21 protein-coding genes are annotated in these 22,418 nt (G+C 67.9%); 14 read left to right on the top strand and 7 right to left on the bottom strand.

Going from position 1 to position 22,418, the window contains the following annotated elements; all coding sequences use genetic code 11:
- Positions 1-45: 45 nt before the first annotated feature.
- Both NJQ44_RS16945 and NJQ44_RS16940 read right to left on the bottom strand, forming a co-directional pair.
- Entirely contained in the window at positions 46-681 is a 636-nt protein-coding gene (locus NJQ44_RS16945) for a dienelactone hydrolase family protein (RefSeq protein ID WP_254272513.1), read from the bottom strand.
- A 40-nt stretch (positions 682-721) separates the two neighbouring features.
- Entirely contained in the window at positions 722-895 is a 174-nt protein-coding gene (locus NJQ44_RS16940) for a hypothetical protein (RefSeq protein WP_254272512.1), read from the bottom strand.
- 466 nt (positions 896-1,361) lie between these two features.
- Between NJQ44_RS16940 and NJQ44_RS16935 the strand changes: the two genes are divergently transcribed.
- From NJQ44_RS16935 to NJQ44_RS16915, 5 genes are all read left to right on the top strand, one after another.
- Positions 1,362-2,060, top strand: coding sequence for a DUF120 domain-containing protein (locus tag NJQ44_RS16935; protein ID WP_254272511.1), 699 nt, complete (start codon positions 1,362-1,364; stop codon positions 2,058-2,060).
- Complete coding sequence (gene ribB / locus NJQ44_RS16930) at positions 2,047-2,700, top strand: 3,4-dihydroxy-2-butanone-4-phosphate synthase (protein WP_254272510.1); 654 nt, start codon at positions 2,047-2,049, stop codon at positions 2,698-2,700. Before NJQ44_RS16935 ends, ribB begins: the two co-directional genes overlap by 14 nt.
- A 102-nt stretch (positions 2,701-2,802) precedes the next feature.
- Positions 2,803-3,864, top strand: a complete 1,062-nt coding sequence (locus tag NJQ44_RS16925) for a hypothetical protein (RefSeq protein ID WP_254272509.1) — start codon at positions 2,803-2,805, stop codon at positions 3,862-3,864.
- Positions 3,865-4,001: 137 nt separating this feature from the next.
- Positions 4,002-5,171, top strand: coding sequence for a hypothetical protein (locus NJQ44_RS16920; protein ID WP_254272508.1), 1,170 nt, complete (start codon positions 4,002-4,004; stop codon positions 5,169-5,171).
- 188 nt (positions 5,172-5,359) lie between these two features.
- On the top strand, positions 5,360-6,298 hold the full coding sequence (locus NJQ44_RS16915) for a branched-chain amino acid transaminase (protein WP_254272507.1): 939 nt from the start codon (positions 5,360-5,362) through the stop codon (positions 6,296-6,298).
- 1 nt (position 6,299) lies between these two features.
- Here the strand turns inward: NJQ44_RS16915 and NJQ44_RS16910 are convergent, their stop codons facing one another.
- A complete protein-coding gene (locus NJQ44_RS16910; protein WP_254272506.1) occupies positions 6,300-6,956 on the bottom strand; it encodes a DUF502 domain-containing protein in 657 nt (218 codons plus the stop codon).
- Between the two features lie 40 nt (positions 6,957-6,996).
- On the bottom strand, positions 6,997-7,833 hold the full coding sequence (locus NJQ44_RS16905; RefSeq protein WP_254272505.1) for a proline dehydrogenase family protein: 837 nt from the start codon (positions 7,831-7,833) through the stop codon (positions 6,997-6,999).
- Between the two features lie 112 nt (positions 7,834-7,945).
- Here NJQ44_RS16905 and NJQ44_RS16900 point away from each other — a divergent pair, with 112 nt between their 5' ends.
- Positions 7,946-8,491, top strand: a complete 546-nt coding sequence (locus NJQ44_RS16900; RefSeq protein ID WP_254272504.1) for a CDP-2,3-bis-(O-geranylgeranyl)-sn-glycerol synthase — start codon at positions 7,946-7,948, stop codon at positions 8,489-8,491.
- A 1-nt stretch (position 8,492) separates the two neighbouring features.
- Here NJQ44_RS16900 and NJQ44_RS16895 read toward each other — a convergent pair whose 3' ends face one another.
- Together NJQ44_RS16895 and NJQ44_RS16890 are read right to left on the bottom strand one after the other, a co-directional pair.
- Positions 8,493-10,187: an outer membrane protein assembly factor BamB family protein gene (locus NJQ44_RS16895; protein WP_254272503.1), complete on the bottom strand. Its 1,695-nt coding sequence runs from the start codon at positions 10,185-10,187 to the stop codon at positions 8,493-8,495.
- On the bottom strand, positions 10,188-13,820 hold the full coding sequence (locus NJQ44_RS16890) for a glucodextranase DOMON-like domain-containing protein (protein WP_254272502.1): 3,633 nt from the start codon (positions 13,818-13,820) through the stop codon (positions 10,188-10,190).
- 186 nt (positions 13,821-14,006) lie between these two features.
- Here NJQ44_RS16890 and hemC point away from each other — a divergent pair, with 186 nt between their 5' ends.
- The 3 genes from hemC to NJQ44_RS16875 are packed head-to-tail and all read left to right on the top strand — an operon-like array spanning position 14,007 to position 16,674.
- Positions 14,007-15,164: a hydroxymethylbilane synthase gene (hemC, locus tag NJQ44_RS16885; RefSeq protein ID WP_254272501.1), complete on the top strand. Its 1,158-nt coding sequence runs from the start codon at positions 14,007-14,009 to the stop codon at positions 15,162-15,164.
- A complete protein-coding gene (gene cobA / locus NJQ44_RS16880) occupies positions 15,161-15,922 on the top strand; it encodes a uroporphyrinogen-III C-methyltransferase (RefSeq protein WP_254272500.1) in 762 nt (253 codons plus the stop codon). Before hemC ends, cobA begins: the two co-directional genes overlap by 4 nt.
- Positions 15,922-16,674: a uroporphyrinogen-III synthase gene (locus tag NJQ44_RS16875; RefSeq protein ID WP_254272499.1), complete on the top strand. Its 753-nt coding sequence runs from the start codon at positions 15,922-15,924 to the stop codon at positions 16,672-16,674. The genes cobA and NJQ44_RS16875 overlap by 1 nt, the downstream gene beginning before the upstream one ends.
- 5 nt (positions 16,675-16,679) lie before the next feature.
- Here NJQ44_RS16875 and NJQ44_RS16870 read toward each other — a convergent pair whose 3' ends face one another.
- Positions 16,680-17,405: a PspA/IM30 family protein gene (locus tag NJQ44_RS16870; protein WP_254272498.1), complete on the bottom strand. Its 726-nt coding sequence runs from the start codon at positions 17,403-17,405 to the stop codon at positions 16,680-16,682.
- Between the two features lie 208 nt (positions 17,406-17,613).
- On the opposite strand from NJQ44_RS16870, the gene NJQ44_RS16865 reads away from it, so the two are divergent.
- From NJQ44_RS16865 to NJQ44_RS16845, 5 genes are all read left to right on the top strand, one after another.
- Entirely contained in the window at positions 17,614-18,120 is a 507-nt protein-coding gene (locus NJQ44_RS16865; RefSeq protein WP_254272497.1) for a hypothetical protein, read from the top strand.
- A gap of 45 nt (positions 18,121-18,165) precedes the next feature.
- Positions 18,166-19,626, top strand: coding sequence for a RecJ family nuclease (recJ, locus tag NJQ44_RS16860; RefSeq protein WP_254272496.1), 1,461 nt, complete (start codon positions 18,166-18,168; stop codon positions 19,624-19,626).
- Positions 19,627-19,689: 63 nt separating this feature from the next.
- On the top strand, positions 19,690-19,923 hold the full coding sequence (locus NJQ44_RS16855) for a hypothetical protein (protein WP_254272495.1): 234 nt from the start codon (positions 19,690-19,692) through the stop codon (positions 19,921-19,923).
- Positions 19,924-19,972: 49 nt separating this feature from the next.
- A complete protein-coding gene (locus NJQ44_RS16850; protein WP_254272494.1) occupies positions 19,973-20,293 on the top strand; it encodes a DUF5783 family protein in 321 nt (106 codons plus the stop codon).
- Between the two features lie 49 nt (positions 20,294-20,342).
- Positions 20,343-22,367: a heme-binding protein gene (locus NJQ44_RS16845; RefSeq protein WP_254272493.1), complete on the top strand. Its 2,025-nt coding sequence runs from the start codon at positions 20,343-20,345 to the stop codon at positions 22,365-22,367.
- Positions 22,368-22,418 lie beyond the last annotated feature (51 nt).

Genomic DNA, 22,418 nt, shown 5'->3' with positions numbered 1-22,418 from the left:
CGCATCAAGAACGATTGGGCCATCCGACCGGTCTCTGGAAGGCTCTCACCCCAGCTGGCGCTCGAACCACGACGCCGCGAGGTCGGCCACCGCTTCCAGTTCACCGGGGCCGTCGAAGAGGTGGCCCGCCCCCGCGACGACCTGCAGGTCCTTCGGTCCGGACAACGCCGCGTACGCCTCGCGGTTGAGCGCCAGCACCTGCGTGTCCGCGCCGCCGACGACGAACAGCGTCGCGGCGGCCACCGCGGGCAACTGCTCGCTCGCGAGGTCGACCCGGCCACCTCGCGAGACGACGGCGGCCACGTCGTCGCGCCGGGCGGCGGCCCGGAGCGCCGCGGCCGCGCCGGTACTCGCGCCGAAGTAGCCGAGGGACAGGGTTTCGGTGTCGGGTCGCTCACGAAGCCACTCCGTCGCCGCGAGCAGTCGCTCGGTGAGCAGGTCGATGTCGAAGCGGGTCTCGCGGGTCTGATCCTCCGCCTCGGTCAGCAGGTCGAACAGGAGCGTCCCGAGGCCGTGTCGCGCCAACACCTCCGCGACGAAGGTGTTGCGGGGGCTCTTTCGACTGCTCCCGCTTCCGTGGGCGAAGACGACGATACCCCTGGCTTCGGGTGGAATCACGAGTTCGCCTTCGAGTTCGACGCCGTCGACCGGTATCGAGACGAGCGTGTCTGTCGATGCCATACCGGAGGTACGACCACACGATATGTTAGCGTTCCTGCAACTACGCGCTCGCCGGTGGCCGCCGATTACCGCCGTCGCGGTCGACCAGATACGCGAACACGGCCGCGTCGAACCACACCGACTCGACGTAGTGAATTGCCTGTTCGAGGCCTGCGGCGACGATGTACCCGAAGGTCGGCGTCGCCACGTGTGAACAGATGCTGTCGAGGGCCATAGTTCTGCAGTCGAGCGGACCGTTCGCCGCTGGAATAGTCTGCCTCCATTGAGTTCGTGATGTGTGTATTTCGGCACAACCTACTCGGGAATGTGCGAGTTCTGTACGCGACTGTAAAATCTCCCTATTTACTACCTCCATATATGCATATCTGCATGTTTGATGGCGATTTCACAGATATAAAAACAAGCTCAACCGATATATGTGGACATATTGGCGTTCTTTATTACTATCTATGTCAAATATGGCGTTAGATATGAACTAAGCTCGACAATATCTGAATATCGGACGAAATACGGCGCTATCGATGGGCATCACCTGTCTACAGTCGGAAACGCAAAGACTGACACCGCTGGCGTCCGCAGGGACGATACGGAACAACTGCCGCTCCGTTCTCCACCGTTCCAGTTCTGGAATGCATCTCACGTTCGGTATGCTTATCCGAATCGGCCGCATAGGTCGGCCCATGGCTGAGTCAACGGGACAGGCGGTGGGTCGCGACGAACTCGCGACGCTGAAACTGCTCGCGCTCGACGGGGCGTTGGACGAACCGACCCGCGTCTCCTGCGGGGAGTTGGCAGCGCGACTGGACGCGTCGAACCAGACGGCGTCCCGACGCCTCCAGCGCCTCGACGACGCCGGACTCCTCGAACGGACGATGGTCAGCGACGGGCAGGACGTCCGCATCACCGCGGCTGGCGAACACCGACTGCAGTCCGAATACGCTGACTACCGTCGTATCTTCGAGACCGACGCCAGCGTCGACCTGCGCGGCATCGTCACCTCGGGCATGGGCGAGGGGCGACACTACATCACGCTTCCGGGCTACATGGAGCAGTTCATCGACCGACTGGGGTACGAACCCTACGCGGGAACGTTGAACGTCGAACTCACCGAGGACAGCGTCCGTAAGCGCGCGCGACTCGGCGCGCTGGAACCGGTCACCATCGAGGGCTGGGAGGACGACGAACGCACCTACGGCCCGGCGTACTGCTACCCGGTGTCCGTCGAGAGCGGCGACGGCGAGTACGAACCCGCCCACGTCATCGCGCCCGAACGGACCCACCACGGCGAGGAACAACTGGAGGTCATCGCACCGGAGAAACTCCGCGACGTGCTCGAACTGGCAGACGGCGACGAGGTGACTGTCCATGTCTCGGAGTGAGGCGAAGGCCGACGCCGTCGCCGCTTTCGCCCGCGGCGAACCCGTGTTGATTCACGACGCCGCCGACCGCGAGGGCGAGACGGACATCGTCTACCCCGCGGCGAGCGTCGACGCCGGGGCCGTCGCTCGGATGCGCAACGACGCGGGCGGCCTCGTCTGTCTCGCTCTCTCGGACGCCGTCGCCGACGAACTCGAACTCCCGTTCATGCAGGAGGTGCTCGAACACCCGACGGCGGCCGACCACGAACTCGGCTACGACGAGCGCTCCTCGTTCTCGATTACGGTGAACCACCGCGAGACGTTCACCGGTATCACCGACGAGGACCGCGCGCTGACCATCCGCGAACTCGGCGCGGCCGCCGCCGACCCGGACTCCGAGGCGTTCGCCGCCGACTTCCGCTCGCCCGGCCACGTCCACTTGCTCCGGGCCGCGCCGGACCTCTTGGCCGACCGCGAGGGCCACACCGAGTTCGGTGTCGCCCTCGCCGCCGCGGCCGACCAACCGCCCGCCGCCGTCGTCTGCGAGATGCTCGACGACGAAACCGGGGCCGCGCTCTCCCCGGCGGCCGCCCGGTCGTACGCCGACCGGCAGGGACTGGTGTACGTCGAGGGCGCGAGTCTCGTTTCTGCGCTCCGCTGAATCGGATAAGTCGGGCTTTCGCGTTCGCTCCGTCGGGTTCTCCGGGCTTACGCTTCGCTACCCTCGGTATAACAAATGCGCTCTCAGGAGCGGTGGGCCGATATGGAATCGACTTCCAACTCGGACGCTGGTCCGGGACGGCGACTCGCGACGATAGCAATCGTCCTCGCCGTCGTCGCCGTCCCGTTCTCCGGCGTCGTCGGCGCACAGACCTCTGGCAATCAGGCGGGCAACGCCAGCCAAGTCGCCGGAAACCAGTCCTACGTCGCGGTACAGGGCGAGCAGTGTACACCGATGGCACCGATTCGGGGCAACGAGTCCGTCCGGACGTTCTACGATTACCGCATCCCGATTCCGGACAACCCCTACGCCAACACGACGGGGGAAGCCTACGGCTCTGAGGGGACGACCGACCTCCAGCGGGCCAACACGAGCATCGTGTTCCTGTACGCGGACACGAACGGGACGGCCGACACCGCCGACGACACGCTGAGCCTCGTGTTCGTCCACGGCAACGAGGGTAACGACGCGTCCGCGGGCGGGTCAGCCTCGTTCAACATCACCGGCCTCCCCGAGAACGGGACGTGGGCCGTCAGAGACGACGACTACGAGGGTGAGTCGAACTACGACGCGTGGTTCGTCGACGCCAACCGGAGTCGCGTCGACTGGACGTGGGGCGACGCCGCCACCGACGGCGGCGCGTACGAAGGCATGACCGACAACGCCACCGTCACCGTTCGCCCGGCGTTCAACGAGCGAGCGGCGCTGTTCGGCCAGTACTTCAACGGCACGGTCGACCGCTGGGAAGTGGTGTCGAACGCGACCGAAAACGAGAGCGCCGACGTGACGCGCACGCAACTCAACATGACCGAACCGATGGTCATCACTACGCAGTCCTGCGCGGACCTGCGCGGGAACGCCAGTCAGCAGACGGATGCCGACGGTCTCTCGGTGAACGAGTCGGACCTCTTCGGCACGCCGAGCGAGAACGAATCGAACCCGAACGAGTCGGCCGAGAACGGCACGTCGACGCCGTCGGCGACGCCGACCGAGACGGAAACCGCAGCGGAGACCGGCACCGAAAACGAGAGCGACATCCTCGACCCCGAGAGCGTCCCGGCGACGGAGACGCCAGCCAACGAATCGGCGAACGAGACCGAGTGAGGGTCGGGAGCGCCTGAACGGGATTCCGAGCGCGGGCGGACGAAACCCGCCGACAACGGTTGGCCTACCGAGGACCGTCCGCGCGGGCGTCGCGATACGCCCGCCATAACAAACGTCAATTCCTGATTGTGGCCGGTATGACGTTCGACTCTCCGTCGCTCCGGGGCGGCGTCGTCCGACTCGGTGCTCTCGTCGTCGCCGTGGCCCTCACGACGGCGCTGTTGGTCGGCGTCGCCGCTCCGCAGACGGCGGCCGAGACGCCCACCTACACTGCGGTCAACGGCGACCGCTGTGGGCAGGTGACGCCCGTCACCGGCGACGAATCGGCGCTTCGCTTCTACGACTACCGCAACCCCTTCCCCGACAATCCCTCCGTCAACACGACGGGGTCGGCCTACGGGTCCGAAGGGACGACCGACCTTCAGCGAGCGAACACGAGTCTCGCGTTCCTCTACGCGGACACGAACGGGACGGCCACGCGCGCGGACGACACGCTGAGCGTCGTCTTCGTCCACGGGAACGAGGGCAACGCCAACTCCACCGGCGGGGCCGCCTCGTTCGCCATCAGCGGCCTCCCCGAAAACGGCACGTGGACGGTCAGAGACGACCAGTACCGCGCGCCGGGGAACAACGACCGCTGGGCGACCAACGGGAGCGAGGCCCGCGTCGACTGGACGTGGCAGGACGGCGCGACTGACGGCGGCGTCTACACCGGCCTCGGCGACGAGTTCACCGTCACGGTCGACCCGGCGTTCAACGAACGGGCCGCGCTGTTCGGGCGGTACTACGACGGCCGCGTCGACCGGTGGCAACTGCTCTCGAACGCGTCCGGCAACGGCGTCGAGCGCTACGACCGCACGGCGCTGGACCGCAACGCGTCGCTGACGATTTCGACGGCCTCCTGTCAGGCGCTCCTGACCAACGAGAGCGGCGAGTCGGCGGCCGACCCGTTCGCGACTGACGACGGGGCGGAGGCGCAGACGCCCGGGGACGAGAACGAGGAGGGAATATTCGTCGTCGAACCGTCGGAGGAGTCCGACGACGAAGGCGACGAACGTGACGACGGCGACGGCGATACCGATTCGGACGACGACGATGGGGAGGCAGACGAAGATGATGACGACAGTGACGACGATGACGAAGGCGAAGATGATGACGACAGCGACGATGGAGACGAAGACGAAGATGATGACGACAGCGACGATGGAGACGAAGACGAAGATGATGACGACAGCGACGATGGAGACGAAGACGAAGATGATGACGACAGCGACGATGGAGACGAAGACGAAGATGATGACGACTGACTCGTGGACTGTCGGCGAGTACGCTATCGCCACCCTGCTGCATCGCGCCTCCGTGGCGGCGGGAGTGTGAACCGCCGCCACGGACCGTCAACACTCTTAACGAAGGACTTCAATGGGGTAGATATGACACACGACGAGGCACCCGTCGGTATCGACGCCAGTCACGCAACGGCAGGGCGGTGGGGACGATGAGCGAGCGCGGCCGTCCCGAGATGTTCGAGGGCGTCGACGAGATTTGGCTCGACGGCGAGTTCGTCGACTTCGAGGACGCACAGGTCCACCTCCTGACCCACGCGCTGCACTACGGCACGGGCGTCTTCGAGGGCGTCCGGTGCTACGAGACGGCGGAAGGTCCGGCCATCTTCCGCTGGGAAGAACACTTAGACCGCTTCTACGACTCCGCCGAAGTCTACGACATCGAGATTCCCTTCGAGAAAGACGAACTCACCGAGGCGACGGAGGAACTCATCCGCCGCGAGGGCTTGCAGTCCTGTTACATCCGCCCAATCGCCTTCTACGGCTACGGACCGCTCGGTCTGAACCCCGGCCAGTCTCCGGTGCAGGTCGGCCTCGCCGTCTGGCCGTGGGGCGCGTATCTCGGCGAAGAGGCCTTGGAGGACGGTGTGGACGTGGCCGTCTCCTCGTGGCGAAAGTACGCCTCCAGCCAGATTCCGACCAACGCCAAGACCACCGGCACGTACGTCAACAGCGTCCTCGCGTCGCTGGAGGCGAAGAGCAACGGCTACACCGAGGCCATCGTCCTCAACAAGGAGGGCAACGTCGCCGAGGGGCCGGGCGAAAACATCTTCCTCGTCCGCGACGGCGAGATTTACACCACCGGCCTCGCCGAATCCATCCTCGATGGGATTACCCGACAGACGGCCATCGAACTCGCCGAGGAGCGCGGCTACACCGTCCACGACGAGGCGACAATCTCGCGGGGCGAACTGTACACTGCCGACGAACTGTTCTTCACGGGCACGGCCGCCGAGGTGACGCCGATTCGGAGCGTCGACGACAACGAAATCGGGGCCGGAACGAAGGGACCGGTGACCGACGAACTCCAGACGGCCTTCTTCGACTTACTGGAGGCCGGCGAGCGCGAAGAGTGGTTCCGCTACGTCTGACCTAATCCTCGTCGCCGCCGATGGGAATCGGCTGTTCGCCTTTGTTGTTGTCGCCGAATCCGGCGCTCAGGATGCGCGTCAGGGCTTCTTCGACCCGTTCGTCCGTCTCCTCGTAGTCGTCCGGTTTCACTTCGATGACGTAGCCGGTGGTGATGTTCGGGGCCGTCGGCAGGAAGAGGACTTCGCGGCCGTCGTCGGTGGTCTGTCCGGTTTTGAACGCCGTCATGCGGAGGCCGTCCCACACTTCGAGTTTGACGGGTTTCTGGAGTTCTTCGGTGCCCGAGACGGCGGTTTCGACCGCCATTTTCGAGGCGTTGTACACCACGCGGAGGCCGGGCACTTGGTTCATCGCGTCGTCGAGGGTACGTTCGACGAAGTCGCCGAACGCCGTCCGCATCAGGTACCCGACGGAGAAGACGATGAGGATGAACAGAATTAGGGCGATGAACACTCGCGCGAACTCGACGGTGCGGGCGGTGGCGAACTCCGCTGGCACGCCGAGGGTCATCAGCAGTTCGGAGTCGATGGCCGGGATGAAAAACGCCGCAGACGCCAGAATGCCGTAGAGGTAGACGATGACGTAGAGGGTGACGATGAAGGGCAACAGGATGATGAGGCCGCTCGCGAAGTCCCGCTTCCACGACGAGGACGAGGCCATACCGAGTCCTGACGGCGACGGATTATCAGCCCTTCCCTTTTCACCCGCTGGCGAGCGCCCGAAGCGCGAACAGGGCGTTCTCCTTCCGTTCGAGGACCCGTCGCCAGAAGTAGGCTGGCCACGACGACCCGTAGGGCGCGTACTGCCACACGTCGCAGACGCTCGCGAGGTCGCGCTGGGCAGTCTCGCGCACGCCCATGAGCATCTGGACCTCGTAGGGCGTCCCGTACTTCGTGTGGAGGTCGGCCGCCAGCGTCAGCATCTCGGGGTCGTGGCTGCCGACGGCGATGCCGCCGTCGTACTCGCGGAACACGTATTCGAGGTCGGCGCGGTACGCCTCGTTCACCCGCGACTGGGTGGGGTACGCGATGTCGTTCGGCGGGTCGTACGCTCCCTTGACGAGTCGGACCTTACCGGGGCAGTCGGCCAGTCGTCGCAGGTCGTCGGCCGTTCGACGGAGGTTCGCCTGCAGACAGAGGCCGACGCCGCCACCCCGTTCGCGGGCGTGGTGCTCGAACGCGTCCAGCGTCGGGTCCGTCGTCGTGTGGTCCTCCATATCCATCCAGACGAAGACGCCGTGGTCGGCCCCGGCCGCGACCACCCGCGCGAGGTTCTCGCGAAACACGTCCTCGTCGACGAGGAGGCCCAACTGGGAGGGTTTGACCGAGAGACACGCGCGAAGGTCGCTCGCGCCGATGTCGGCGGCGAGTCGCTCGTAGGCCGCCGCGTCGGCGTCGGCGGGGGCGCGGTCGTGGTAGTGTTCGCCGAGTCGGTTGCAGATGACGCCGATACCGTCCTCGTTGCACTGTCGGGCGTGTTCGAGGACCGTCGCGGCTGACTCACCGGCGACGAACCGACTGGCGACTGGCGGCAACATAGGTAATATTTGCCGTCCGTGCGGCAAGAAGGTTGCTCCGAGTATACGCTGTCCGTCGCTGTGTCCGCCGGAAGCCACACCGATTAAGCCGTCGGCGCGTGAGGCGGCGGATATGGACGTATTTGGGGTCCTCGTGACGGCTATCTGGGTGATGCTACCTGCGTACGTGCCCAACAACGCGGCCGTACTGGCTGGCGGCGGTCGACCGATAGACGGCGGCCGGACGATGGGCGGGCGTCGCGTCCTCGGCGACGGCAAGACGTGGCGCGGGACGCTCGCCGGGACGCTCGCCGGGACGGCCGTGGCGGTGGGCCTGTCGGCCGTCGCTGGCGTCGCGAGCGGCGTCGTCGGCCGTCCGCTTTCCGAGTTTCCGCTGTTGGCGGGGGTCGGACTGGCGTTCGGGGCGATGCTCGGTGACATCGGCGCGTCGTTCCTCAAGCGACGGAGCGGCCGCGAACGCGGCGCGGCCTTCCCCGGCCTCGACCAACTGGACTTCGTCGTCGGGGCGCTGGCCTGCGCGTTCGTCCTCGCGCCGGCGTGGTTCGTGCAGACGTTCACGCTTCCGGTGCTGGTCGCGATTCTAGTCGTCACGCCACTGTTACACGTCGTGACGAACGTCGTCGCCTACGTCGCGGGCCTGAAGAACGAACCGTGGTGAGCTAACGCCGCCCGGCGAATGCGAGACTCAGGAGAACGGCGAGCAGTGCCGCGCCGACGGTGAATCCGGGACCGTCGGCGGCGGTGGTCGGCGGTGCCGGAGTGGGCGTCGTCGTCTCGCGTGCGGTGGGTTCCACGGTGGTTGATTCGGCCGACTGCGTCGTGGCGACGGTCCGGACGACGGTGGCCGTCGGCGTCGCCGTGGCCGTCTCCGTCACCGTAGTGACCGCTTCGGTCGCCGCTGTCGTCGGAACTGCCGTCGGCGTCACGGCCGGAGTCGGCGTCTGCGTGGCTGTCGTCGTCGGTGTCTCGGTCGCCGCCGGCGTCGACGCAGCAGTGTCCCCTGCGGGTACGAAGCCACCGCCTCCCCCGGCGTCGCCACCAACGTCGTCGCTATCGGTGTTACTACTGCCGCTATCGTCGCTACTGTCACCGGTATCCTCACTTGGGGTCGCGGTTGCGGTGGCCGTCGCAGTCGTCGTCTCCGTCGCGGTTGCCGTGACCGTCGCGGTTGCCGCCGCTGTCGCGGTCTCTGTCGTCGTCGCCGTTCCGGTCCCCGTCTCCGCCGCGGACGTGCGCCCGGTGAGGGCGTACACGCCGCCGTCGTCGGTCCCGACGACGACGGTTCCCGACGCGAGCGCAGGCGGGGACACGGCAGTTCCACCGACTTCCGTACTCCACGCGACGGTGCCGTCGGTGTCGATACCGTGGACCGAACCGGCGTCCGTCGCGGCGACGAGGGTGTCCCCGTGGAGCGCCAGCGAGACGCCGGTGACGCCCGTCGCGGGCACTTCGGCGGTCCACGTCGTCGCGCCGCCAGACGAATCGTCGAGTGCGACCACGTCACCGGCGGCCGTCGCGGCGTACACCTCGTCCCCGGTCACGACCGGCGGGTACAGCACCGCGTCGCCGAGCGTCCGCCCCCACCGCTCGCCGGTCGACTCGCCAGCGTCGACGGCGGCTACCGTGCCGTCGGCGGCCCCGACGTACACCGCGCCGTCGGCGACAACGGGCGAGGAGAGTTTCTCGTCCGCGACCGACCGCGTCCAGTCGCCGGTCCCGCTACCTGCCGCGACGGCGTGGAGCGTTCCCGAACGGTCGCCCACGTAGACGCGGCCGTCGGAGACGGCGGGCGCGCCCGTCGAGAGGGCCGTCCCGGCGTCGTAGGTCCACCGCGTCGCCCCGCTCTCGGTGGTCAGGGCGTACAGCGTCCCGTCGTTGCTCCCGAGATAAATGGTGCCTTCGTGAGTAGTCGGCGAGCCGAACACGTCGCCGGACAGCGAGCGGGTCCACCGCTGGCTCCCGTCGGTCGCGTCGAACGCCGTCACGCCGTCCGCCGTCGTGGCGAACACGACGCCGTGGGCGACTGCGAGCGACCCGTACACCTGCCCGCCCGCGTCGGCGGACCACTGCCGGGTCCCGTCGTCAAGGGAGTTGGCGACGACGGTGGACCCGCTGGCGACGATGGCCTCTCCCTTGTGTATCACGGCGCTCCCGACCACGTCGCCGCCGGGCGAGTCCTGCCAGCTGACGGTCGTCTCCCCGAGCGTTCCCAGTCCGGCGGCCGTGCCGGTGTTCTGGTCGTCGCCCGCGAAACTGCTCCATCCGGCGGCACCGGTCCCGGCGGCCAGCGGCGCGGTGACGAGGAGGACCGCGACGGCGAGGACGAAGACCGCGACTCCGCTGTGCTCGACCATTCAGCGCTCCTCCAACAGGCGGCGAAGCGTCCGATAGTCGATTCGCTGGCCGTTCAGCGGTTCGCCGGATTCCCAGTGTTCGCGGGCCTCCGCGATGTCCGCGAGCGACATCTCGCCGTCGTCGCCAGCGACGGCGGCCACGACGGGGTCCGTCTCGTCGACGGCGACGTACGGTATCGTCGCCCGCGTCCTGCTGTCGTAGGACAGCGCCGCCGACTGGTCGGTGTCGCCGGGCGTCACCATGTCGACGACGTGCGGGTCGGTGTCGCCGTCGCTCCCGCCGCCGAAGGTGTACTCGCCGCTGCTGGCGGCCACGCCTCGGATGCCGCCGCTGTCCTCGCCGAACAGGAGCGGCGCCACGTCCATCTCCGAGATGTCGCCGATGGGCGACTTCGGCGCGTCGACGACGATACCTTCGAAGGACTCGTGGGCCGTGGCGCTCACGTCACCGCTCAGTTCGGTTCCGCCCCCGTCGACGACTTCGCCGCCGCGGAAGCCGTCGGCCGCGATTCGGTAGTGGAACGGCCTCTCGAAGGTGACGTTCCGGCCGCCGGAACTCGCCGTCGCGCCGCCGCTCCCCTCGGGGTCGTGGACGTACAGGTGCGGGTACTGGAGGCTGAATCCGCCGCTCCCGCCGAACGGGTTCTCGAAGCCCTCGGCGACGGTGAACACGAACTTGTAGCGCTCGCTCGTCTCGTAGATGGCCACGTTCGTCAGGTCGAACGCGCCGTCGTAGAACGCCTCGTCGGTGGGGTAGGTGTACCCGCCGGGCCCGTCGTCGTCGCCGGTCGGGTCGTCCCACTCCGCGAGGAGTCGGCCGCCCGCCGTCGCGTGGCGCATCCCGCGGCGCACGGAGAGCAGTTCGAGCGACCCGCCGTCGTTCAGCGCGGAGGACTGCCGGGTCCCGCGCGGTTGTATCGCGTCGAGGACGTTCGTGTCTGTCGCGTCGTCTGCGCCGCCGCCGAAGTGGGTGGTGGAGCGTGCTCTGTCGACGGGGCGGACGCGGCCGGGGCCGTCGCCGCTCCCGAGTAGGACCGGCACGACCATCGCGTCCGTCAGGTCGCCCAGCGAACTCTTGGGCGCGGTGACGCCGATTGCGCCGGTTCCGATGCTCGGGTAGGTCGCTGCGGTGACCGACTCGGAGACGACGCTTCCGTCGGCCGCTTCGACGGCGTTGGTGACCCCGCTCCCGTCGGTGTAGCCGTCGGCGACGACGCGTCGGTCGTACGCCGACGCGAACCCGACGTTGAGTCCGGGCCGACCCGCCGTACTGGTCGCTCCGCTCCCGGTGTCGAGGTACACCTGCGGGAACTGCGCGGAGAACCCCGCGCCCGCCCCGTCGGGGTTCTGAACGCCGCCCGCGAGTTCGAACAGGAAGACGTAGTCCTTGCCGCGGTCGTATATCTCGAAGCCCGTGAGGTCGAACGCGCCGTCGTAGACCCCGCTCCCGGTCGGGTAGCGATAGGTTCCAGGGCCGTAGTCGTCGCTCGTCTCGTCGCGCCAGCGAGCGAGTCGGTCGCCGAGGAGCGGCGGCGTCGCGTCGAGGACGAGGGCGTCGTCGACGGTGACGGTGGTCGTCCCGTCGCTCGTCGACCCGACGCCCTTCCCCGAGATTCGGTCGGTCGTCCCCACCGTACTTCGCAGGTCGACCGACGCGCTCTCGGCACCGAAGTTGAGGACGACGACGGCGGCGTCGCCGCCCGTCTCGCGGCCGTAGGCGACCACGTCGGCGCTGTCGCTCTCGTAGTATACCGGGCGGAAGTCGGCGTCGGACTGTAGCGATGGCTTCGCGTTCTCGCCGCTCCGCAGGTCGATGAGGTTCCGGTAGAACTGCCGGTTCGCCTGCTGGGTGGTCGACAGACCGCTCCACTGCATCGGTTCCCGGGCCTCGTCGTCGTACTCGCCGCCCCGATTCAGCAGAATCTCTTCGCCGTAGTACACCATCGGTGTGCCAGGCAGGGTGAACGTCGCGGCGGCCGCGGCCCGTTGCTGTGACGCGGTCCCCACGTCGAGAAAGCGGCCCTCGTCGTGATTCCCGAGGTACTGCAGGAAGCCCGCCGAGTCGGGAAAGCCCGAGTCACGCCGTTTCTCGACGGTGTCGAGCAGTGCTGTCGGGGCGGCGTCTCCGCGCGCGATGTCTCGCAGCGTGTAGTGGAGGGCCGTCCCGAAATGCATCCCGAACTCGCCCTCGGAGTACTCGGGAGAGGCCGGAATCGTCTCGTCCAGCATGAGGAAGTCAGTGTCGACTGCCCTGACTCGCTCGCGGACCTCCTTCCAGAAGCCGTGCGGGACGCCGTAGGCCACGTCACAGCGGAACCCGTCGACGATGGGGGCCCACTGGTCGACGACGGCGAGGAGGTGTTCTCGCACGGCGGGGTTGCCGTAGTCGAGGTTCTTCAGACTCGTCCACCCGAAGTAGGCGTCGACGTCCCCGTTCGCGTCGCGCTTGAACCAGTCGCCGTACGGGTCGTCGGTCGCGGCCCCGTTCCGGTACAGGTCGTGCTGGTCCGAGACGTGGTTGCCGACCAAGTCGAAGACGACCTTGAGACCGTTGTCGTGGCAGGCCTGGACGAACGACTCGTACTCGGCGAGCGTTCCGAGGTCGCTCGCGGTCTCGAAGTAGTTCTCCGTGTCGTAGCCGTGGTGGCCGCCACCGCCGTACCCGGGGTCGGTGCTCGTCGCCGCGACGATTGGGGTCAGCCACACCGCGTCGACCCCCAGGTCGTCGGCGAGGTAGGGGACGCGCGATTCGAGGTACGAGAAGGTCGTCTGCTGGGCGTCGTCGCCCGCCCACGACCGCGTGAATATCTCGTAGACGGTGGCGTTTTCGACCCACTCTGGCGGGTCGTTCCACCGCTCGACGCTCCCCGAGTCGAGATGCAGTGTGTCGACGACGCTGTGCCCGTCTGTGCCGTCGTAGGCAACCGCGTGGAATCGGACGGTTCCCGTGACGTTGGCGGCGTCGACGGTGTGGGTCGTCGTTCCGGTACCGCTGGCGACCCGACGCTGTGAATCGGTGTCGCTGGTCCGGTCGTCGCGGTATATCTCGACCGTGAGGCCGTCGTCGTCGGCGCTCCCGTTCGGTGCGGCCGCGGGCGTCGCTGTCAGGGTGTACTCGTTCGCTCCGGCGTCGTAGGTCCCGTCCAGCCGAATCCGGGGTGGCGTGGACCCGTCGCTGGGGGTCGGAAACGCCCGGACCAGTTGCTCGTAGGTTTTCGCGCCACCGTCGACCTGCAACTGGAGGCGGTACTCGCCCGCCACGTCGGGTGCGAACTCGATGACGTCGTCGTCGTTGTCCGGGTCGCCCCACGCGGCGTCGGTCCCCGCGTCTATCGTGGCGGTGCTTCCGGCGGGCTTCGAGGCGAGCGACCAGGAGTACGCGGAGTCCGCTGGCGCGTCGGCGTAGGACCCGTGTGCGCTGTCCGGGTTCGGAATCCGGGGCGCGAGGTCGTCGCGCTGGACCGGTTCCGGCGGGACGCCGCCCTGCCACAACTCGTAGTCGATTGCCTCGCCGACGGTCAGGAACCGCGGCGGGCCGGGATGTTCGTTCGGGACGCCCGCGCCCGCCCCCGTTCCCGCCAGCGCCATCGCGCCGACGCCCGCCGTCCCGGCGAGGAACTCACGTCGGCGCATCGGTCACCCACTCCGCACTCCCCCGTCGTCCGCGCGCTGCTTGTTGCCCCCACATTGTCGTGAATAGTGTCGAGGTACGGAATTACGGGCGTTAAATGTGTGGGTATCTATCCAAACAACCTTTTCAGACTCTCGCGGGCGACGGAAGTGATGTGCTTTTCACGGCGGCCGGGCCAAGAGTCACGTATGACTACGCGCGCGGACACGCTCCGGCTTGCGACACGGGGGTCCGACCTCGCCCTGCGACAGGCGGCGACGGTGCGGGACAGCCTCGCCAGCCGTCGGCGGACGGTCGAACTCACGGAAGTCGAGACGACGGGCGACCAGATTCGAGACGAACTCATCCACCGGTTAGGCAAGACCGGCGCGTTCGTCCGGAGCCTCGACGAGAAGGTCATGGACGGCGAACTCGACGCCGCGGTCCACTCGATGAAGGACATGCCGACCGAGCGACCCGACAACCTCGTGGTCGCTGGCGTCCCCGAACGGGCCGCGCCGGGTGACGCTCTCGTGACGCCGGACGGGACGGCGCTGGCGGACCTCCCGGAGGGCGCAGTCGTCGGCACGTCCAGTCTCCGACGGCGCGCTCAGTTACTCGCCGAACGGCCGGACCTCGTCGTCGAACCGCTCCGCGGGAACGTCGACACGCGCGTCGAGAAACTGCTCGCGCCGTCGCTCCAGCGCGAACATCAGGAGCGCCACGAGGCCGAACAGGAACGGAAGGAACACGCTGGCGAGGCGGACAGCGACTACGAGTTCCCCTACGACGAGGACGTGGAAGCATGGTTCAACGGCCTCTCGGAACTGGAGCGCCGCGCGCTCGGCCGAGACGACGAGACGGAGTACGACGCCATCGTCCTCGCGAAGGCGGGCCTCGACCGGTCGGGGCTGAGCCACCACGTCGCCGCCACAGAGTTGGACCCCGAGACGTTCGTCCCCGCGCCGGGACAGGGCGCGCTGGCGGTCACGGCGCTCGACGGCGAGGTCGCCGACGACATCAACGACCGCATCGACCACCCGCGAACGCGCGTCGAGACGACCGTCGAACGGACGATTCTCGCCGAACTTGGCGGTGGCTGTGTCGCGCCTATCGGCGCGTACGCGACGGTGGAGGGCGGCGTCGTCCACACGACCGTTCGCGTCCTCTCGCGCGACGGCGACGAGGAAGTGACCGCGACTCGGGACCTCCCGGTCGAACGGCACGTCGACGCGGCGGTCGACCTCGCGGCGGAACTGGCCGACGAGGGCGCGGCCGACCTCGTCGCCGAAGCCAAACGCGACGCCGGGGCGGCCGACGACGACGCCGCGACCGCTCGCGAGGAAGGCGAGGAGGACGAGCCATGAGCGACGAGACGGTCGGCAAGGTGTACCTCGTCGGGTCCGGCCCCGGCGACCCGGACCTGCTGACGGTGAAGGCCAAGCGCCTGCTGGAGTCGGCCGACGTGGTCCTCCACGACAAACTCCCGGGGCCGGAGATTCTCGGGCTCATCCCCGAGGCGAAGCGCGAGGACGTGGGCAAGCGCGCCGGTGGCGAGTGGACGCCGCAGGAGTACACGAATGCCCGCCTCGTCGAACTCGCCCACGAAGGCAAGACGGTCGTTCGACTCAAGGGCGGCGACCCGACGGTGTTCGGCCGCGGGGGCGAGGAGATGGTCCACCTCGCCGAGAACGAGATTCCGTTCGAAGTCGTCCCGGGAATCACGAGCGCCATCGCGGGGCCGGAGGTGGCGGGCATCCCCGTCACCCACCGCGACCACGTCTCGTCGGTGTCGTTCGTCACCGGTCACGAGGACCCCACGAAAGCGGAGTCGGCCGTCGACTGGCAGGCGCTCGCCGACACCGGCGGGACCATCGTCGTCCTGATGGGCGTCGGCAAACTGCCGGACTACACCGCCGCACTCCGGGAGGCGGGGATGGACCCCGAGACGCCCGTCGCCCTCGTCGAACGGGCGACGTGGCCCGACCAGCGAGTCGCCACGGGGACGCTTGAGACTATCGTCGACGTTCGGGACGAGGAAGGCATCGAACCGCCCGCAATCACCGTCATCGGTGCGGTAGCGGGCGAGCGCGCAAAGGTCGTGGAGTTCTTAGAGGGGTCGTGATGCGCGAAGAACCGCGACTCCGCGTGGCGGCGTTCCGGCCCGACGACGAGCGACTGGCGGCGGCCGTCGAACTGCTCGAATCGCTCGGGGCCGACCCGGTTCCAGACCCGATGCTCGCCGTCGAACCGGCCGACGCGACGCCTCGAACGGACGCCGACTACGTCGTCCTGACGAGCAAGACGGGCGTGGAACTCGCCGCCGAGGCGGGATGGTCGCCGAACGGCGCGACCGTCTGCGCTATCGGCGATGCCACGGCCGCCTCGCTCCGGGAAGCGGGCTACACTGTCGACGTGGTGCCCGAGGAGTTCTCCTCCACGGGGTTGGTCGAACGACTCGAAGACGAGGTCGCGGGCGCTCGTGTCGAAGTCGCCCGCTCCGACCACGGGTCGGCGGTCCTGACCGACGGCCTCGAAGCGGCGGGCGCGTACGTCCACGAGACCATCCTCTACCGTCTCGTTCGGCCCGAAGGGTCCGGCGAGTCGGCGGCACTCGCGGCCAACGGGGAACTGGACGCGGCGCTGTTCACTTCGTCGTTGACGGTGCGACATTTCCTCGCGGCGGCGGCCGACCAGGGTATTCGGACGGAAGCGATCGAAGGCCTGCAAGCGGCGACCGTCGGCGCTATCGGAGAACCCACGAAGGAAACAGCTGAGAACGCGGGCATCTCGGTCGATGTCGTCCCGGAGCGCGCGGACTTCGAGACGCTGGCCTGCGAAGTCGTCGAGGGAGCGGCCCCGACGTACCACGACTGAACGGGTCAGTCGGCCGCTTCCGCAGTCTTCTCGTCTTCCTCGACCTCTGCCCGGAGCGTCTCCAGTTCGTACTCGACGGCCCGTTCGTTCGAGAGGCGGTCGAGTTCCCGTTCCACGTCGTCGCCCTCGTCCAAGACGGACTCCAGTTCGCCGCTGGCTTCGAGTTCTTCGAGGGCGGCGGCACGGGCCTCCATGCGCTCGGTCCGCTCGGTCGCACGCTCGATAGAGCGGTGTACGTCGGCCATCGTGTCGCCGACGCCGGTGAAGGCCTCGGAGACGCGGGCCGAGGCCTCGGCGGCCTCGTAGCGGGCCTTCATCGTCTCTTTCTTCGTCCGGAACTGCTCTATCTGACTACTGAGTTCGGCCCGCTTCCCGACGAGGCGGTCCTGTGTCCCCTGTAGGGCGTCGATTTGTTCGGTCAGTTCGGTTATCTGACTCACGTGGGTCTGTTTCTTCGCCAACGCCCGTCGCGCGAGGTCCTCGCGGTCCTCTTGCATGGCTTCCCGGGCCTGCCCGTCGTACTTCTCGACGTTCTCGCGCAACCGCCGCCGGTGAATCTCCAGTCGCTTCTTCTGGGTCGTCACGTCGGCGATGCCGCGGGTCACCCGCTGGAGTTCGTCGCGCAACTCCTCGTAGGAGTAGTCCAACTCCGCCGAAGGGTCTGCCGCGCGGTTCAACAGCGCGTTCAGTCTCGCTCGGATGGCGAATCCGAGGCGGCCGAACAGACTCATCGGGATTCCTCGCTGGGACACTCGAACGCCTGGGCCGCACTGCAACGTCTCGCGGAGAACATGCCACAGGCTACGAGTGACAATCAGATAACACCATCGGCGGTTCGGCGGGCCGCCGACCGGTCGGGGGTGCTACCGGGGTTTATTTCTGGGGTCGCCCTACGGAGGGTATGCGCACGTCGCTCTCGGGAGTCGTCCGGTCGTGGCAGTGAGCCGTCGAGACGCCGCCGTCCTCGTGGTCGTTCTCGCCGCAGTCGGCGCGGGCACGGCGTTCATCGTCGGCGTCGGTCCGTTCGCAAGCGGTGGGGAAACGGCCCCGCCGACCAGCGACGGTGCTGAATCACCCCGGGTCGAGACGCCGACACCGGGGCCGCCGCCGTTTACGCTCCGGATTGACCGGATAACGCAGTGCGGCCGGACCTGCCGCGACGTGACCTCGACGCTCCGGAACGAACAGGCGGTCCCGGCGACGGAAGTGGGGGTCACTGCGACCATCTACGCGGGGCGGGGAACCGACGGCAGCGAGGTGTGGTCGGGCTACGAGTGGGTCGGGTCCCTCGGCGCGGGCGAGGCCCACACCGCGACCCAGCGCGTCGCCCTCTCGCTCGGCCAGACGCTGGCCGTCGAGCGGGCCGACGGCTGGATAACCATCGAGACGACCGTCGAGTACGACGGCAAGACCCTGACGGTCTATCGACAGCGGCAGGTCGCGTGACCGCGACTGAAGGTTTTTATGCCGGGGCGCACCTACCCCGCCACGATGAGTACACCCGGCCCCGTTCCCGAGTTGGCCGACCGCGCGACGGCGTGTGCCGACCGATTGCGGGCCGCCGACCGCGTCCTCCTGGCCTCCCACATCGACGCCGACGGCCTGACCAGCGCCGCCATCGCGACGACGATGCTCACGCGGGCCGGTATCGCCGTCGAGACGGTGTTCAAAAAGCAACTGGACGCCGACGAAATCGCCAGCATCGCCGCCCGCGACTTCGAGACGGTGCTGTTCACCGACTTCGGGTCCGGCCAGTTGGACGCTATCTCCGAACACGTCGCGGCGGGCGACTTCGAGGCGGTCATCGCCGACCACCACCAACCCTCGGCCCCCGAGGACTGCCACCCCGACGCAATCGAGGACACGGATGGCTACGCGGACTTCGCGTACCACTGTAACCCCCTGCTCGTCGGCGTCAACGGGGCGTCGGAACTGTCGGGCGCGGGCGCGGCCTACGTCCTCGCCCGCGCGCTCGAATCGGAGGGCGTCGACAACCGCGACTTGGCGGCGCTGGCCGTCGTCGGGGCCGTGGGCGACATGCAGGCCGTCGGCGGCGAACTCGTCGGCGCGAACGCGAACCTCGTCGCGGAGGGCATCGAGGCCGACGTACTCGAGGAGGGGACGGACCTCTCGCTGTACGGCAAGCAGACCCGCCCGCTCCCGAAACTGCTCGAATACGCGACGGAGGTCCCGATTCCGGGCATCTCTAACGACCAAGCGGGCGCGACGCGCTTCCTCGAGGAACTCGGGTTGGACCTGAAACGACAGGGCGAGTGGCGCACGTGGGCCGACCTGACCGACGACGAGCGACAGACGGTGGCGAGCGCGCTGGTCCAGCGGGCGGTCACGCGTGGCGTCCCCGCCGACAAGATACAGTCGCTCGTCGGGACGACGTACACGCTCACCGCCGAACCGACCGGGACGGAACTGCGGGACGCCAGCGAGTTCTCGACGCTGCTCAACGCCACCGCCCGCTACGAACGGGCCGACGTGGGACTGGCGGTGTGCCTCGGCGAGCGAGACGCCCCGCTGGAACAGGCCCGGAAACTGCTGGCGAACCACCGCCGGAACCTCTCGGAAGGGCTGGACCTCGTCAGAGACCGGGGCGTCACCCAGTCCGAGCACGTCCAGTACTTCGAGGCCGGGAGCGCCATCAGAGAGACCATCGTCGGCATCGTCGCGGGGATGGCTCTCGGCACGGACGGCGTCGACGCCGACAAACCTATCATCGCCTTCGCCGACGCCGACGGCGAGACGAAGGTGTCCTCGCGGGCGACCGGCCCGCTGGTGGGCCGCGGCGTCGACCTCTCGGTGGTGATGCGCGAGGCGTCGCAGTCGGTGGGCGGCGACGGCGGCGGCCACGACATCGCCGCGGGTGCGACCATCCCCGCTGGCGAGGAGGCGGCGTTCATCGAGGCCGCCGACGACGTGGTGGCCGAGCAACTGACGTGAGGAGGCTTCAGCGGACTGGCAAAAAGAGCTATACGGCGGCCTCACCCATGAGCAGACGATACGATGGACCGGCGGTTGCTGTTCGACATCGTCCTCGTCTGTCTCGCCGGGCTACTGGCGTACACCGAGACGTTCGGGTTCGCGGACCCCAGAGCGACTATCGAAGAGATTCTCGCTATCCTCGCGGGACTCGACGTTCGCGTCTACGTCGTCTTGGCCGGTATCTTCGGCATCGCGTTCGTGACCTACCTCGTCGTCTATCTCCCGAAGCGAGACGCCCGGACGACGCGGCCCTGAGCGACGCGAGTCCGGTCAATCTTTATCCCCCGCCGTCTAGCCCTCGCCAATGACCGACTTCGACCCCGAGCAGTTCGAGGACAAGTACGCGAACTACTTCCCGGAACTCCAGAAGGCGTACAAACAGGCCTTCGAGGTGCTGAACGACGAGTACGACTCGGAGTTGGTACACGCCATCGACCAGCAGGTGCTCAACGAGTCCGAACCGTTCTACGACGAGGGCGAGGGCTTCCGCGTCGAACTGCCCGAGAACCCGCGGGACCGACTCACCGCGGTCATCGTCGACGACGAGAAGTTCGAGACCGTCCTGTCGGAGTTCGTTGCCGAAATCGAGTCCCAACTGCACCGCATCTTCGGCGTCGACGAGTAGCCGCCGGGGAGATGGGAAGTTTCCTTACCGTCGAACCGTAACCGCCGACATGGACCAACGCAAGCCCCCGCAGACGGAGGAGGGCTGGTACGTGCTGCACGACTGTCGGCGCATCGACTGGGACGCGTGGCGCGAGGCCCCCTCGCGCGTCCGCGACCGGGCGCTCTCCGAGGGCATCGACTTCTTCTCGGCCTACGAGGCCCTCGAAGACGCCGAGGAGGGACAGACCGCTGTCTACACCGTCCTCGGCCACAAGGCGGACCTCATGATTCTCCACCTCCGGCCGACGATGGGCGACCTCGATGCGGCCGAGCGACACTTCGAGCAGACGGAACTCGCGGCGTTCACCGAGCGCGCGTTCTCGTACGTCTCGGTCACGGAGGCGTCGGGCTACACCGAGAAATCCCGCGAGTACTTCGACGGCGAGGTGGACGACGATTCGGGTCTCGCGCAGTACATTCAGGCGCGTCTCCACCCCGACGTTCCCGACGAGGAGTTCGTCTGTTTCTACCCGATGAGCAAGCGTCGCGACCCGGACCAGAACTGGTACGACACGTCCTTCGAGGAGCGAGCGGCCCACATCAAGCGCCACGGCGACATCGGCCGGGGCTACGGCGGCGACGTGAACCAGATGATTTGCGGGTCTATCGGCTTCGACGACTGGGAGTGGGGCATCACGCTCTGGAGTGAGGACATGACGAACATCAAGGAACTGCTGACGGAGATGCGGTTCGACCCCTCCACGTCGCAGTTCGCCGAGTTCGGGCCGTTCTACGTCGGACGGCGGTTCGACCCGACGGACCTCCCCGCGGTGCTGGCGGGCCAGCGGGTCCCCACCGACGACCGGGCCGTCGAGACGGCCGCGCAGGCGGGCGGGCACGCCGAGGTACCGGACCACGCTGAGACGGCCGCCGCCCACGCGCACGGCGAGGCCGGTGCGGGACACGCCCACGGTGGCGACGCCGACGAACGCGGCGGCCCGCACCCCGGCAACGCGGGCGAAGGTGACCACCCACACGGCGGCGACAGCGCCAGCGGCGACCACCCCTCCGCCGACGACCATCCGTCTCCCGGGGGCACTGAATCGAGTTCGGGCGGCGGCCGCCCGGACGTGTCCGGTGACTTCGAGGAGGTAGACGACGCCGTCCAGCGAGTCGGTCGCCTCGGCCTCCACGAGGGGAACGCCTACGACGCGGGCGACTACGCGCTGATTTTCCACTCGTCGGCCGACGCCGAGGACATCGTCGACGATGTGGAGGAACTCGGGAACAGTTTCGACCACTACGACCGCCACGTCACGACCACCGTCCGCGCACAGAGCGGGCAGACCTACCTCGTCAGCATCTGGACGGCCAAGGAGGCCGCCGAGACGGCGGCCGGGTTCCTCAGCGACGTTGACGGGGTCGAGGAGCAACTGGGCGGGCAGTTGGGCGCGGCCGACGACGGCGCTGACGAGTCGGGAGGAAACGGCGGCGAGGCGGCCGCCTCCTCGCAGTCCATCCGCGAGCAACTCGAATCCGAGGGCGTCTACGCCGGACAACCGCACGGCGAGGACGTGTACGCGCTGGTCGTCTACTCGCGGGCCGACGCCGACGCACTCGCCGAGGAGGTGGCCGACCTCCGGAGCGCGTTCGACCGCTACGATACGCACGTCCGGACGACGGTGTACCGCGACGCCGACTCGGACACCACCGCCGTCGCTTCGCTGTGGGACACCGAGGACGCCGCTGAAACGGCCAGCGAGTACCTCACGGACCTGCCCGAGGTGGTGCACCGGCAGGGCGAGGGCGACGGCTTCGGGACGATGGGGATGTTCTACACCGTCAAACCGGAGTACCGCGAGGAGTTCGTCGAGAAGTTCGACACCGTCGGCGGCCTGTTGGCCGACATGGACGGCCACCGGGAGACGGCACTGCTGGCGAACGTCGACGACGCGAACGACATGTTCATCGCCAGTCAGTGGGACAGCAAGGAGGACGCGATGGCGTTCTTCCGCTCCGACGCCTTCTCGGACACGGTGAGTTGGGGCCGGGACGTGCTGGCCGACCGGCCGCGACACGTCTTCCTGGCGTAGGGCGGCCTCGCCGAAACCTTCGAGCGGGGATAGGTCCCAGCGTCAGTGCTG

Source organism: Haloarcula marina, assembly GCF_024218775.1.
Classification (GTDB): Archaea; Halobacteriota; Halobacteria; order Halobacteriales; family Haloarculaceae; genus Haloarcula; species Haloarcula marina.
Note: the sequence above shows the minus strand (reverse complement) of the source record. Positions and strands in the feature narration are given on the sequence as shown.